The organism is Photorhabdus sp. S10-54, assembly GCF_963878145.1.
GTDB lineage: Bacteria > Pseudomonadota > Gammaproteobacteria > Enterobacterales > Enterobacteriaceae > Photorhabdus > Photorhabdus kayaii.
The window spans coordinates 167,728-183,108 of record NZ_CAWNXG010000001.1 but is presented as its reverse complement, the minus strand read 5'-3'; the positions used below and the strand labels follow the sequence as shown (position 1 = coordinate 183,108).

General features: G+C 41.9%; 13 protein-coding genes. 1 reads left to right on the top strand and 12 read right to left on the bottom strand.

The window, feature by feature from the left end:
- Positions 1-129: 129 nt before the first annotated feature.
- From AACQ83_RS00890 to AACQ83_RS00835, 12 genes are all read right to left on the bottom strand, one after another.
- Positions 130-3,042: a hypothetical protein gene (locus AACQ83_RS00890; RefSeq protein WP_112875843.1), complete on the bottom strand. Its 2,913-nt coding sequence runs from the start codon at positions 3,040-3,042 to the stop codon at positions 130-132.
- Positions 3,008-5,770, bottom strand: coding sequence for a hypothetical protein (locus AACQ83_RS00885; RefSeq protein WP_112875842.1), 2,763 nt, complete (start codon positions 5,768-5,770; stop codon positions 3,008-3,010). Before AACQ83_RS00885 ends, AACQ83_RS00890 begins: the two co-directional genes overlap by 35 nt.
- 70 nt (positions 5,771-5,840) lie before the next feature.
- On the bottom strand, positions 5,841-6,257 hold the full coding sequence (locus AACQ83_RS00880; RefSeq protein WP_112875841.1) for a hypothetical protein: 417 nt from the start codon (positions 6,255-6,257) through the stop codon (positions 5,841-5,843).
- The gene (locus AACQ83_RS00875) at positions 6,254-6,670 is read right to left on the bottom strand and encodes a GPW/gp25 family protein (protein ID WP_112875840.1); all 417 of its coding nucleotides are present in this window, start codon (positions 6,668-6,670) and stop codon (positions 6,254-6,256) included. The genes AACQ83_RS00880 and AACQ83_RS00875 overlap by 4 nt, the downstream gene beginning before the upstream one ends.
- Positions 6,671-6,682: 12 nt before the next feature.
- Positions 6,683-8,284, bottom strand: a complete 1,602-nt coding sequence (locus AACQ83_RS00870; protein ID WP_112875839.1) for a phage baseplate assembly protein V — start codon at positions 8,282-8,284, stop codon at positions 6,683-6,685.
- Positions 8,281-8,964, bottom strand: coding sequence for a CIS tube protein (locus AACQ83_RS00865; RefSeq protein WP_112875838.1), 684 nt, complete (start codon positions 8,962-8,964; stop codon positions 8,281-8,283). The genes AACQ83_RS00870 and AACQ83_RS00865 overlap by 4 nt, the downstream gene beginning before the upstream one ends.
- The gene (locus tag AACQ83_RS00860) at positions 8,951-9,130 is read right to left on the bottom strand and encodes a DUF5908 family protein (RefSeq protein ID WP_112875837.1); all 180 of its coding nucleotides are present in this window, start codon (positions 9,128-9,130) and stop codon (positions 8,951-8,953) included. Before AACQ83_RS00860 ends, AACQ83_RS00865 begins: the two co-directional genes overlap by 14 nt.
- Positions 9,127-9,585, bottom strand: coding sequence for a phage tail protein (locus tag AACQ83_RS00855; RefSeq protein ID WP_112875836.1), 459 nt, complete (start codon positions 9,583-9,585; stop codon positions 9,127-9,129). Before AACQ83_RS00855 ends, AACQ83_RS00860 begins: the two co-directional genes overlap by 4 nt.
- Positions 9,586-9,598: 13 nt before the next feature.
- Positions 9,599-10,774, bottom strand: a complete 1,176-nt coding sequence (locus AACQ83_RS00850) for a phage tail sheath family protein (RefSeq protein ID WP_112875835.1) — start codon at positions 10,772-10,774, stop codon at positions 9,599-9,601.
- 48 nt (positions 10,775-10,822) lie between these two features.
- Positions 10,823-12,208, bottom strand: a complete 1,386-nt coding sequence (locus tag AACQ83_RS00845; protein ID WP_112875834.1) for a phage tail sheath family protein — start codon at positions 12,206-12,208, stop codon at positions 10,823-10,825.
- Between the two features lie 11 nt (positions 12,209-12,219).
- Entirely contained in the window at positions 12,220-13,353 is a 1,134-nt protein-coding gene (locus AACQ83_RS00840) for a phage tail sheath family protein (protein WP_112875833.1), read from the bottom strand.
- Between the two features lie 68 nt (positions 13,354-13,421).
- Positions 13,422-13,871: a phage tail protein gene (locus AACQ83_RS00835; RefSeq protein ID WP_112875832.1), complete on the bottom strand. Its 450-nt coding sequence runs from the start codon at positions 13,869-13,871 to the stop codon at positions 13,422-13,424.
- A gap of 681 nt (positions 13,872-14,552) precedes the next feature.
- Between AACQ83_RS00835 and AACQ83_RS00830 the strand changes: the two genes are divergently transcribed.
- A complete protein-coding gene (locus AACQ83_RS00830; RefSeq protein WP_240000664.1) occupies positions 14,553-15,035 on the top strand; it encodes a winged helix-turn-helix domain-containing protein in 483 nt (160 codons plus the stop codon).
- Positions 15,036-15,381: the final 346 nt, after the last annotated feature.

The window sequence follows — 15,381 nt, the reverse complement described above, 5'->3', positions numbered from 1 at the left end:
ACATAGTTATCTATGCTCCCGGGGATTCGCTCCCTTGCCGTCGCAATCCATCTTGAAATCCATTGGGTATAGTAATAATTAAAGATAATGAATTTAATAATACAACAAACATCTCTCTTTACTTATAAATCAACCTTTGTCTTTGTCATGATAAATATTATCTTTAACTTTTGGTACATACAGCAACTGATTACTCTCAATAAATTTAGAATTCCATTCTGTTTCAGATTCACTAATGACCTCAATTCTCTGTTGTTCAGTGGCAATTCTCATATTCCCTATACCTGTTAATTCGGAAGGCAGACGACCTAACGTTAACACTTCTAAAATATGGTATGCTTCATCCCCTAAAGCAGAACCATTATTTTGCCAACGCTTATAGGTACTGGCAAAATTCCTGAAATGATCCGGTGATAACCAATGAATAATCATGGAAACATGAGCAGGAAATTCAGCTAAAATCTCAGTTTTTACCCACGATTCCAGTCCATGATGATCAACGTTGTTATTCTCAATTAACTGGCGATTAATGACTACGCTGACGACAAATGAAAAACGATCAGTATACGCGTATTCTGCACTAGAGAAATACCAACGATAACGCCATGCATTTTCCTTTTCTGGGAAAGGTTTGGTATTTTTACCTCGTTTAATTAATATCTTACCCTTAATACGATCGAATTTTTTTACCAACGCTTTAAGCATATAGTCAGATGGAGAATTCATATCAGCAGATATTTTTTTGGCTGGTTCATAAGGGGTAATTTTATATTTTAGTGTGATTTCATCCCCTTCTTTGATCATAGCAGGAAAAGGGCTTTGGGGACTAGATGTGATCCAGAGTTCATCGTCTTCTTTATTTTTTTGATGTATTTCATCGGCATAAACCAGTTGATAATCCATATCTTCCAACCACACCGGGCTATTTTGCCAACATAGTTTTTTGTCAGTAAATGCCTGTTGCACTATGTTTAAATTGTGTTCCAAAGCAACACTGTTATGGGTGTCAAGATAAAATGATTTTTCTGTAATCTCAGTGATCACTTGGCCCCGCAATGTAAATCCGTTTTCGCCTTTAATAATCAAGTTAATCATCTGACCGTGTAATAACCGCCCTGCTGTACTTTGCTGAATAATAATTAAATGATGGTTTTTAGAATCAGGATGATTTTTAATTTCCAGATTATCAGGTGTTTGTTCACTGTTGAATGCCTCATCAGGTTTCACGGGTAACAACCGGCGATGCTCAATTAAATAGAAAGGAAGATCAGCCAAATCAGGCGGTTCACTAAAACATTTTCTTCCCAAGCCTAACCGAGCTGCAATTCGTTTTTGTAGCGCGGATACTTTATCAATGCGAATATTATTACGATGGTAGGCCAACTCTGGTTGTTGAGCCAAGTAACCGCGCTGAGTGGATAGAAAATCCTGTCGATTGAGAATAAGTGGTCTGGCTGCTCGCTGTGTACCAAAATAGCCTAACAGATATTCAAGAATAGCCAGCTCTTTTGCATAATTTCGTTCATGGATGCCATCATCATTATCAATTTGCACATCATCATTCAGTTTCTTAATTAAGTCAGGCATTATCTCCTGATGAACATTCTGACTGACAGTATTAACCTTAAAAGGCCATTGTGCACCATATACCTTATTTCCTCGTTGTTTAAAAGCCAATAGTTTTGGCAATAAGGCAAGTTCTGCGCAACCGTTAGCTAATATTTGTTCAAAAGGCAGAATAAATTGATGTAACTGTAGTTGTTGTAAGGTATGTTTATTAGTTTGCAATCCATAACAAGCCGGTAATTTATTACTTACCGGATAATAATCCAACACTTTACGGTGCTTACCCCAGTTTAATAATTCTGGTTGTATATTAATCAGTGGTTCTGTAATGATATTCTTCTTTATCTCTTCTCTAGAAACTACAACTTTCACACCACCTTTGGCAATAAGAGTCAATGGGCTGTCTGGTGAGGTAATCAATCCCAAGGGATCATCACCCCATAGTCTTGGATAATATCCTTTCGCAATTTGCCAAGACCAATTATCTTGCAGTAGTGGAGAAATAATTTTCTTATTATCTTTATTTTCATCTAATTCCAGCCGAATAATACTTTGAACTCCCTTGATAGCCAATAATTGGTTAACCAAATGGCTTAAATTTAATATCGTCGCACCACTGTAATCTTTGATCGGTGGTAATTCAGGTATCCAACCGTGATGTAAATAAGGCCCGTCAAAAATTTCTTCATTATTGTAACCCATCTCTTTCATTGTCTGGGTGGTATAACGTAGCGGCTTTTCCAGCACCGTTTGTTCCGCTGTCATATAAATTTGAGCAAATACGTCAGCGATATCTTTAACATCATTATCAAGCTGAATATCAATCTTCAATGGTAAATCAACAGGTTCTAACCAGATAACCCGATTCACCCATTCTCCTAAATTACGATTATTTTTCAGGAAAACGTTAAGTTTCTCCTGAGCCAACTTATTATCGATCTGAGTTTCCCGGCCTGGGAGCAAATAAAGCCAATAATTTCCTCTTAATGTTAACTGTTTACTATCTGAATTTGCGATTTGAGTAAATCTGTATTCACGTTCCTTTTTGCTATACCAGTATGTATAGCGTTGATCGTTAGGTTCACATACCAGTAGTACATCATTAAATAAAAAGTAACCATCAACCGTGTTGTCACTATGCAAGTCCAGCAACGCCCGGCGATAATCCGCCAACGTAATTGGACCACAAGTCAGCATCTGTTGCGGACCAAACTCCTGGGGGAAAATACCGTCGCCGGGTGTCTGTTGCTCCTTTCTGGGCGTCAGAAGATCTAAAAGCGGCAGCGAATGACGGTAAGCTAAATCCGATGCACCATAACAACAGGCTTCTAATAAGGTGATACCGGGATCACTTTCACTCATATCACTCCAAAATTGACCAGACTGTTGCTCAATAACAGCCTTAGCCTGAGCAAGTAAGGTATCAAAGGCAATATCGTCTTTAACAACGGGAAACAGAGCATCCTGATGACTCATTGATTAACTCCTTATTTGAGGAATGTTTATCTGACCAGACTAAAATCAACACTTCATTATCATTAGCTTCGATATTTGTACCCACGGCACCCGTAACTCGGTTAACTATTGTTATGCTTAAATTGGTGACGCGTTCTACCAAAGGGGATTGTTGGATGGTGGCTAATAACTGGTAGTAGTCAATGTGGTTACCCATCGTCACACCGATAGCCGGATTCTCTCCCCACGGCATATACGTTCGGCTTAATTGCTGTTGTAGCTGGTGATAGCCGTAGTCAGAATTAATGCCTGAGATAAAGGTCACTTGGTAATCCACATTAACGTCAACATAAGTAGGATTGTTGATTTCAATGGTTACCCAAGGGCTACTTAATCGACTTAACCATTCGACCATCTCGGCCAATCGCGCCGGGTTCAGTGCTGGGCGTAATGCATCGTCGTTATCCTTGTAACGGCTGTCTGGGATGACTATCAATTGTTGCTTTTCCGGCGCCGGGATGGTGGTTAATTTACTGCCTGAATGGTGTCTGACATCAAGTAGGCTAACAAAATGATCTTTTAGTAAGGTGACCATGTTCCCCCAACTCAACACTCGGTTACGATGGGACAGCCGGACAGGAATTCGTTTTAAGAAGGCTTGCTCAGTTTCTTGCGGGCGACCGTTCCAGGAAGCCCAAGGTTGCGTAACACCGCTGATTGCAGCAATAGTGTTTGCCGGAATAGTGTTTACCGGAATAGTGTTTGCCGGCTGTTTTATGCTGCCAACGGCCAATCCATCAATAAAATGTTCCTGTTCAACAGCTTCTGCGTTAGCTAAGGTGACAGTGGTAGCGTTATACAGCAAACCTTTAATACGTGGGTAATCTTGGGGATCAGTCTTATCCGTTATCTCGGCTTTCAGCCAGTACCGCCCTGACGGCATCAGGGCGGCCTGATTTGAGGCATCTTGTGGCAATAAAGTGCGCCAGATACCCCGGTCGAACAGGTTACCGGTTTGATCGTCAACGAATTTATCCAATTTACTCCAAGTATTGCACTTGTTGAGATAAAACCAGGATAAAGTGAGCTTCTTAATACCTTCTAATTGCCAATAAAGAGATAAAGTTTGCCCCAGTAGTACTCCGGTAAAACCTAAATAGAATGCCTCATGGGTGAATGCCGACGTTTCTGCTGCTGCTTCACCCCAGCCAAAAGGCGTCAGAGGATAAACCGCAAATTGCTCAGGTTTAGCTTTAGCACTGAATTGAATCTGCAACGCACTGATTTGTGGGGTATAGGGTAAATTTTTATCTTTGGGATCTTTCCAGTATTGGGTATGCATAAAATCCTGTCCGGCCAATTCTATACGCACGGATGCAGGCCAATCATTGGGATTCGAGCTGTCTGTAAGGGGAAAACTCATCGTTGGCAAGGTAAATTTTAAGCTTTGTCCTTGTGGTTTCTCCTTTCCACTGAATAATGATTGCGCTTCATTAAGCTTTTCTCTCTTTTGAGGCGTGACTAAGTAACCCTGTACTTTAAATGCACTATTATCGGGCTTGGTCTCATATCCCTCATACCATTTTAAAAAGTTTTGTTGAGGCAATCCTACCCATTGAGGGGTAATCGTCAAGGTCGCGTTTTCGGAGTTATACCATTCAGGGGCAACCAGATTAAAACCAGAGCCTAATAACGGTGATTGACCAAAAGGAAAGCTAGTCGCATTCGTTTGTTCAATACCGCTATCAGACGCATAGTACATACTACGGTTGCCGTTAATGTTGATGTTGATCTCGATGTCTTTAATCTTCGGCAACATCGGTCCCTGTTTGGTGCTCAGTTTTAGTACCGGTACGTCAAACGTCATATTATCTAAAGCATTAGGCGGGCTAATGAGGTCATCGTTAGCTGATAAGCTGAGTTTGAGGTTAGACTTTTCTTTTTCTACTAATAGTGAAAGCCAGTGATCTCCCGAGCTAATCTGAGCGGTGACTTGATTAGAATCCCCCGCCCACTCGCTGTCTAATGTAACTTTAATCGTGCGCTCTCCCGCTGACATCGTAAATAAAGGCGAAGTAATTAAGTAGCCAGACAGAACCGAAACATCATTAGGCGTTGGGCTAAAAAGACGAATACCGTTTTCAGGAAATTCAATGTTATCTGCAAGATTTAGTAGTATTGCCGATTTCCAGCCATCCCCCTCTTTTCGATACCAACGCAGGTCGGTTAATTCTCCTTGGTTTGCCAATACATTCAACTCGGACACATACTGTAATGGATTGCCAGCGCTATCATGTCCGGCATCAAAGAGAGTTCCTTTCGGAATAAAATATTCAACACGATCAGGATTCAAGGTAATACCTATCGCCACCCGATCCGCTTGGGCACTTCTCGGCGTTAAACCTAATAATTCCCGATAATAAAGATCACGATGACGTGCCGGAAAGGTATTGAATAATATTTTAGTGGTTTCTAATAGTTTTAAAAAAGCCAGTAAGAAAGCCTGATGCGCTGGTAAAAGGCCATTGGCTTTATTCACATTTTGGTAAATATCCGCTAATTGCCGAGGATGATTTTCCTGAATAAAGTAGAAGCTATGCCAGAATTTTTCTTTATCTTGATCAAAAGGGATTTTTTCCGTATATTCCTGAATCCAATTTAATATATCCAGCGTACTTCTTTCATCAAGTTTAAAAGTAGTATCCGATACCATAGCGGTAAGTTTACTCGTTAATCCGGTCAGTCCCATATTTATACCACCTGTTATTTGAATATAACTTTAATATATTTTCAGGAGATCATTGTTATTTAAAAGTTATTTATCCAGCACTGACAGCATATTGACTGGCAATAAATCGGCCTTTACCCATACTGGGTGCTGTTATATCCGGGCCACTCGATGGGTTATTTGCCGGCTGTGATGGGGTAAAACGGGCAATAAATTGCTGCCCAACAACAATCACCGTGGCAGGGCTACAACAAAAATTTACCTGCTGGCTGACATCCAATTGAGCAATGGTGACCACACCCATGCCGGGCACCGGGTGGCTTGGAGTAATATATTGCGCCTGAAATTGGACCTTTTTTTCATCACCCACCATCACGATCTTTTTACCTTGGATTTTGGCGTAACCGCTGCCCCGGATGATTGCCGGCCCTAGAATGGTGACTTGCCGATTACCGAACAAGGGTTCGAATAGTAAAGTGTCGCCATCAACCACCAGTTGTTTGCTCATAAGATCACCTCTCCTTCACCAACCTCAAGAATACCTTCAATTTGCTGGCTAATTTCGCTACCTCTCAGGACATAGCTCACCTGAATATGCAGAGTATTAGGCCAATCCATTTTTTGATTCACCTGAATTTCAGTAATTTCCGCGCGGGATTCATAACGTAATACTCGCTCTTCAATATGCGTTTGAATACGCGCCATTAATTCATCACTGATATTTTCAAACAGATAATCATTCAAGCCACAACCATAATCTTCACGCATAATCCGCTCGCCAGTCTCCGTCAGAAAAAGAATTTTCATACTCTGACGAACATGTTCTGCCCCTTCCGCCATGATGATTCCAGTCTGAGAAGAAAATTGAGGCGGAAATGCCCAACCCCGACCATAAATATCGGCTAATATTTTGTCTGCCATTTCACTACCCTATTATTGTGTTAAATTAATTTTCGCACCTTTAATATCAACACCAGATTTTCCAGCGGCTGACAGGGATTTTTCAGCCCGGATATTAATTTCCTGTGCATTAGCTATTAGATTTTTAGCAGAATTAAACATGATATCTTTATCCTGTTGCAGAGATAAAATATTTTTTCCACTATTAAATGCGAGCGTCTGCTCTTTATTATCGAAGATTAACGCCTGCTGATTTTCCCCCTGTTTAATCACTAATGTTTTTATTTGATTTTTTTCACTCGGTTCTAACGGGGATTTGTTTTTGGGATTATGCATAGCGCCTAATATCACCGGAAAACGGGGATCACATTCAAAGAAACCGATTATCACCTCATCCCCCGCTTCAGGGTAAAAACAGAATCCGCTTTCATGACTGGCATAAGGTTTACCTAAGCGGGCAAAAAGTGTGCCGCCGGTTAAGCTTAAGGCTGGTACTTTAACTGGAATACGATCCAGAGACTGGCTGTCTGGTTGGCATTTTTCCACGATACCAACATGTAACTCTTTAACCGGCGGTACAGCCTGTTCTACATCTGATTGCACGCCTAACGTTAACCGGGTACGCCAACCTTGCCGCTGGTTGATGGTCTGGCTGACACCGGTGATAATCGCCTGACCATCCATCCCTTGCCCGAAGCCAGTCAACGCCAAAACATCACCCGGCCAATAACGATCATCCCCTTCGACTTCAAAACTGCCGGATACATTATGGCTTCGCCGATTACCCATGATGCTTTGAGTAAATTGTTTGGTTTGTTCATTATCCAATGGATAGCTGAAAATCCATTGCCACTCTTGATCGGTCAGCGATTTCAAACTGTCCGTAGCAAGTTGACCGCGACCAAAGCCACAATTTTTTGCCTGAATCGCCTGAGACAATTTTTGTTGGCTAATGTCCCAAGACTGCACACTTACTGTTTTAGGGCTGCGCTGATTATCCCATTGCAGATTGGCTTCAAACAGCACAACACTCTGGTGGTCACCGCGCTGGCGAATGGTGTGTACGGTTGACTGATTAAGTGATTCCGGTGTTACCAACGTAACGGTATCATGGCCGGGGAGCAGCCAGGTATTCGTAGCAGTAAATCGGCTTTTTAAGAATGTCCAATCATTGCAACGAAACTGCACCATTTGCTCATGTACCGTTTTAAGTTGAGGCGCCTGTTTTATCGTGACAGGCACACCGGCTTGGCTGAATAGCTTCTTGATAATCGCCTCATCACTCTGTTTACTGAATAGCTGCGAGCGGAAACTATGGGTTAATTTTTGCAATGGATGTTTTACCGTCAGAATCACTAGACTGTCCTGACCTTTAAGCCTCAGTGTCTGCCGGACGATGATCCCTTTAAACAACACATTTTTTTGTATCTGCACAATAAGTTCATGATTCGGGCGGCAACCCGCCAACTCAGCTTGCGCCTTGGCATCAAAAATATGGTTGGTATCACCGATGATAGCCAAAGTGACATTAGCCGAAGGAATGCCATTGATAGGGTAATTTACTGACAAGCTGATAACCGTAAACTGATTGAGCGTTTTGCCGCCTATCTTAATCGCAATCGGAGGTATCTTCATGCCTTCCTCCGTGCTTGTAGCGTTTGTCCCGGCGTGAAATCATCAAGATTATCCAGATCGTTTTGCCAAGCCAGCGAAAGATAATCGATACCACCCGCTAGCGCAGCGCCAGCACCCAGTGCAATCAATGGCAGAGAGAGCATATCGGTTACACTAACCGCAGTGGCTGGCGGCGATTTTAACTGTTGTTCAGTGGTCTGAATAACAAAGCTCTCATCCGCCACCAGCGATAAAGTGGCAATTGCCCGCAACGGCGTGGCATCTCGGTCAAACAAGGTGTAATGAATACTAAGACCACTGGCCCGGCAGGCAAAATAGCCTTTTTTTTCCCAACGCATTTTGCCCCATTTGATTTTAAGAAAGTGTGGAACTTTGGTACCGGCATCAACGGCACAGAGGGTTTTCAAGGTCGTCAGTTGGGTTTCTATCGGCGTATTGTTGCCGGGCATAGAGACATCAAACAGTAGATCTAACGATAGGCCCGCAGGCTGAGACGACACATAGTGGTTGCTTTGGTGAGCATGGGTAATACTTTCATCGTTTTTATAATTGGCTTGATAATTGAGCTGGATCGCATCAGGGTTATACATCACCGGTAAACTGCCCACCAAGATTTTACCTTCCCGATCTTTAAAAGCCGTCAGTGTGAGTTTGGATAGGCTGCGTTCAATTAAGCTCATAATGGCCCCCTGTCTCACGTAATGCCTCTAACACCTCCCGTTTCACCCTATCAATCAGGCGAGCGTCATCCAATGCTTCTTGGGCTAATGTTCGCGGAGATGATAAATCACCCGCAGAATCGGTAACTTTAGCCTGAATAATCAGTTCTTTAATTTCTACAGTCATGCTTTCACTCCTAACCAGCGCATATCCTGATAACGTAACTCCAGGGAATTGACCAAAACAGCATTGCTATTGGCATCAAAATCACCGGTAGACCAACGAACCGGTAACGCGTTACTTACGGTCCAACTTGCCACAGGTAAAAAACTTTCATTCAGCAACATAATGACCACATCAGCATAAACCGCTTTTTCTCCACGCAAGACACGATCAAATATCAGAGTCAGCGGTGTAATCGTCATAACACCACGTTCCAGTACCAAACTGCCGTGCTGGATCTTCTCGGCCAGCCAAATATTTCTGGCATTTTCCCCGCCCTGGCTGTGTTGGGTGGTTTGCAGTTCACGGCTGAGCCCCGATATGCGCTGAAAAGCAATATCAAGTGGACTGGGAATATTGTTAAACAGAAAACTGGCGATAAAACGGTGTGATACTGATGGGGTATATAGATTGTGCATATTTTGCCCCTGTTTAATTTAATCCCGTGGTCCCGGTACGCGTATCAAACGTCAGACTCAGCTCAATAAATTCCGCCGGAATGAGCAGAGCCAGTTTGATTTTCATGATCATTTTCCCGGCCCGCTGATCCTCTTCACTCATTGATTCGTTAACACCGAGTAATATGTCAAACGCTCGGTCCTCTTGGGTACCTAACAGTCCACCTTTCAGCCACAATTGATGCAACCAGTTGTAAGTTTGGCCTTTAAGTTTCATCCAGGTGATAGCGTTGTTAGGTTCGAAAACAAAAGCCCGGCCTAATCGGGTGAGATGGGCTTCGATATAGGAGACCAAGCGGCGAGTTTGGATATAACGCCAGGGAGAACCTGAGATGTTGTCCAGAGTTCGGCATCCCCAAACTTTAATCCCTTTGCCGGGGAAGCTGCGAACCAAATTCAACGAAGCGCCATGCTGATTAAAGAGCGCATCAGCTTCAATAAAAGAGCGTACCGGGCTGACTACCTTAGCTAGCACTACGTTGGCTGGCGCGGTCCAGATATCTTGCTGATTATCATTACGCTGGATAACAGCCGCCACCGCAGCGGTAGGCGAAAGGATGATATGTTTACCACTTTCTTGGTATGTGGTTTTCAATCCCGGCCAATATACCGCGCCCCATTGCCGATCACTTGAGGAAAACTGCTCTAAACATGTAGCGGCCAGTACCGGATCATCCGGGGCATCCAGCAATCCCATGATGCCGCGCCGACTCTTGCAAAGGTTGAGTACTGATTGCCAAAACTGTAGCCAAAGATCTATGTTGGCACCGGATTCACTCATCTGACTAAAGCGGACAACATCAGGGACTACAATCAGCGTGATAGCACTCTCTGCGGCAATCACCTGTTTAAGCCAATCCTGTTGCAGTGCGGTGATCAATGATTGAAAATCGTTCAGTGGAGAGTCTAGCGACAATACATAGGTTTGTTGGCCGCCATTTTCAAAAAAGTGACGTACAGAGTAGTACATTAATCCTGACTCTCGAAATGTTAGGGTAAAATCGGTCAGGCTGTTCAATTTAACCGCGGTTTTATTGCCCGCCCTTCTTGGAATATAACCAATAAAAACCGGTATACCAACAAATGCATCATCTGGCTTCTGGGATATTAGGTTCTCCGTTACTGTGACGCCAGGCTGTTTTATTTCCATTATCGTTTCCTCTACAGGACAGGCGCGGCAAACCGCGCCCCAGTATGGTTACTGTGCTACTTTTTGCGAAAATTGCAGGATAATAAATTCAGCCGGACAGACCGCCGCCATCCCAACCTTGACGATCATTCTTCCTTGCCTAATATCGCTCTCGGACATGGTGATACCTTGGCCAATTTGCACAAAATAGGCTTCCTGTGGACTATTGCCAACCAGTGCCCCTTGCTGCCAGAGTTGGTGGAGATAGTTGTCAATGGCTGACCTTACTCGCTCCCAAGTCGGTTGGCTATTGGGCTCAAAGACGGCAAATCGCATGGCCTGTTTGATATCCCGTTCCGCCGCATTAAATAGACGCCGTACCGGAATATAGCGCCAGTTGTCATCATCTTTCAGGGTACGTGAGCCCCACACGACAAACCCTCGATTATTGAAATAGCGGATAGCATTGATACCTTTTTGATTCATGGTACCTTGCTCATCTTCGGTGAGCCGTTCTTCTACATCACTAATGCCATTCAAAACAACATTAGCCGGCGCTTTCCAGACACCACGACGGGTATCAATGGCACAATAAACACCAGCCATCACTGCACTGGCGGGAATCATTCTATTTATATTTTGTATTGCATAAATAGCTTGCTGATAAACATCCGGGTTTTTCTCTTTGAGTTCCGTCAGATTGGTAACCCTGTTTTTTTCTGCATCCTGATAACCTGAAACAACTACAAGACTCTCTTCCGTTTGCATAGGCTGTGAGACTTTCACCGCTGGATAATACGTTGCGGTTTGTGAAGGCGAGTTAACACTGATGGCGGTTGCTTTATCTTGGTTATCAGCGATAAGGAAATAGCCGGCATTCAATAATGAAGATGTCAGGCTGTTATATATCTGACTCTGATAACCAGAATCCTGTTCAGAACAGACGATCAAGGTAATTTCTAAAGCCTGCTCAATTAACTCAGGGATTAAAGCCAGAGTTTTAGCATCTTTTGAATCAGCAATTGGCAAGATATAGCAAGGTCCACCGCCATTTTGGAAATAAAGTTTTAAAGCATCACTGCTTGTCGTGTAGTTAACTTCCACCTTGTAAGTGTAATCGGTTTTTTCTTCTTCTTTTCCATTTGTATCGTCATTAACTACTTCATTATTTTCAACTGATATATCACCTTCAACTTTTTTAGATTTTTTAGGGACAGGCGGAGGGGGAGATGGAGGTGTTGATTTGATAGCTATCGACATAACACAACCTACATGAAATAGGTTAGTGAAATCCAACCAGCTACTAACCCGTGTCACTTGTGGCGTTGAGCTGGTTTTCTTAGGTGAGAAGCGGCCAATAAAAACAGGGATTGCCGTGTTCCCTTGACTAATAGAAAGCGCCAGTGATGCATCTTCTTCAATATAGACGCCCGGATAAGTTGGTGTTATTGGCATATGGCCTCCAATTATTGTGCGACGCTCTGCGTAAACTGCAAGATAATAAACTCGGCTGGACGAACCGCCGCCATACCCACTTTGACAATCATTTTGCCCTGTTTAATCTCGTCATCAGTCATAGTGATATTTTTACCTATTTGAACAAAATAAGCCTGATCAGCTTTATTTCCTACCAATCCACCTTGTTGCCAAAGAGAATAAAGATAATTATCAATAGCCCGACGCACAGCTTCCCAAGTAGGTTGGCTATTAGGTTCAAAAACCGCAAAACTCATAGCATTTTTAATGTCTCGCTCCGCACTGTTAAACAGGCGGCGAACCGGGATGTAACGCCAATTATCGCTGTCCTCAAGCGTGCGAGCTCCCCAAACCAATGTGCCGCTTTTAGGGAAGTTACGGATCATATTCAGTGCCTTACCTTGGTTATATTGTCCTTGCAGGTCGTCTGTCACCGGGTATTTAGGCTGTAGTCCTCCTTGAATAGCTACGTTAGCAGGTGCTTGCCAAACACCTCGGTTGTTATCAACACTGGCATAAATACCGGCCATCACCGCACTGGGTGGAATATCAACAAGCGTTTTATTTTCCCCCCATTCAGCGGTCAGCCAAGGATAGTAAACCGCGCCATAGGGGGTAGAAGGATAAGAGTCGAGTATATTTTCTGGTTCTTTTATGTTAGTGGTATCGTTTCGGTGTTTAGGTTTAGAAGCGCCATCTTCTTTCTCTTTCGCGATATCAACGTCTGGACCATCAAAAATAGCAAATAATCCTTTACCCGGTTTGCAAAGTTCCGCTACAGCGGTAGTAATATTTTCTCCAGCAGCAACCAACAATGTGACATCATCCAGTGTTGGAACTTGGCCTACTAAGTCTTTAATTTTCACGAGATAGCAATATCCACCACCGTTAATAAAATAGGCCCGTAGTGAAATATCAAGCTTATCATCAGGATTAAATTGCTCACCTTTTCGTGTCAAATAATCCAGCCAACTACTGATACGAAGATGAGCATCTGTGAATAAAAATTTATTAGTATCTGCAACCGCAAAAATAGGAACCGCCGTTGCACTTGTACGAACAGAAAGCGCCAATGAAGCATCTTCTTCAATATAGACACCCGGATAAGTTGTACTAATTGTCATAATATTCGCCTTTAAACAGTACTGCATTGAATTGATATGTCAGATTATTCCTGACACCAAACAGTATATTAATGAAATTCAACAGTCACCCGATCGGCTTTCAAACTCATTTCCTGCACCGCAACTTCATTACTGGTAGCATCAAAACTGGGTGCCGTCAGTTTTTCTGGGAAAGCATTAGCAATATTCCAAGTAATTAGCAAATTTGAACCTGTTTCATCGGTGAGACTAATAGAAATATCTTTCTTCTCTATCTGATTAAGCGAAATAGAATTAATCCAATCGTACAATTTAGATTGCCCTTTAAAAATACCGCGCTTCAAGGTAATTGTTGGCCTCTGACGCTGACCGGGCATTTGTAACCAATTACCAATTCCATCACGATATTCAATGGTGTCATAGCTAATATCTAATCCCGATACACTTTGGAAAGACATTTGCTCATCACCAACGGTCACGACAAAACGGTGAGTTGGAATGGGGTATTGAACAGCAATTTGATCGGCAGTTGTAGACATTGTTATTTCCTTAAGAGTTAAATTCATAACCGGGTTAGAATACACATCATTTTAGGTACGCTACCGCCCTTAGGTATCATGCCTAATGCCTTACTTGTGTATTCACCGTGCTTTAATATCCAAACCCTCATTCAAGAATGAGGCGATCTGACTACTGACTAACGTAAGTTAATACGTGATAAACATCACACTGTTGGAGCTTTAAACTATTCATCGAAACAGTAATACCTCAATACCGCCAAATAAAAGTTAAAAATAAAAAATAATTATTTTTATCTCTATTTTTACTTATAATTCAATATGATAAATAATATCATTCAACTAATAGGGTTATTGTTTGTAGACACCTATTTATCAATTTTCACAAAACGAGTTTATAAACCACAAATAATACCTAAAAATATTTTATCTATATTTCTAAATCTTCCATCACGTCATGGACAATAGAGTTAGAATCATTGCAAGTATAAATAAAACTAATAGTTAGTTATTATTAGTTTTACTTCTTAATAAAAAACAGAAAAATAACCCATATGAAAAAATAAAATAAAAATTTTTAAATCATTTATTTTCTTGCATTACTCATGCAGAAGCTATATAAATTCTAACAGGCATAAGCCTAATTGAGCCCTCCTGGCTATAGAGAATAGACAAACACTAAACAGAGGCAGAGAATGCGTTATGTTGAAAATAACTAGAGATGTTTATTTAGACTGTGACTCAAACAAAATAATTCATGGTAAAAATATATTTATCATTACAGAAAAAGAGAAACGCCTGCTACTCGCACTGTGGGAACATGCCTCACAAGGGAATACATTAAACCGGGAACAACTTATCCCTCTGGTTTGGCCTGAACGCAAAAATGGAGTAGCAGAAACCAATTTATTGCAATTAATCTGTAAGTTACGCCGCACATTACGCTATTGTGATCTAGGTGAAGCCATACACACAGTATACCGACAAGGTTATCGTTTTATCCTGCCATTTCAAGATAACGAACCAGATAATCGTCAACCCCAAAATACTAAATTACCTATTCCCACTGATATACCTCCAAAGCCATTTTATTGGCGTTTCACCAGAATGATTGTTATGTTTATCACCGCAATCATCTGGATATCAACTATCCTATATACAGCCCCTTTTCTGGCTAAGAAATAATGATGGCTTTTATTTACAAAACGGTTAAATCCCCGTCAATGGAGGTCCATTAAATTAAACAGCATATAATCTGGTTATCCACTTCTTCTTTGCGGCTCATTTCAGCAAGTTATGGGCCGCTTTGTCGCTATTATCCCAATGAATATTATACTCATTTGTTTTTAATAAGATTTTATTCCCAAATTATAGAGATAAATGAGTACCAAGAGGCGGGAAATAATTACCAATTAATCAATAAAATAACGTTGTGATGTTAAATAAATTCATAAAGCAATGGAACTATCTGCCTTGTTAAGTGGTCATAAGCCTGTTGCTCATTCCCCTACAATTAAGGATGGAAATAATA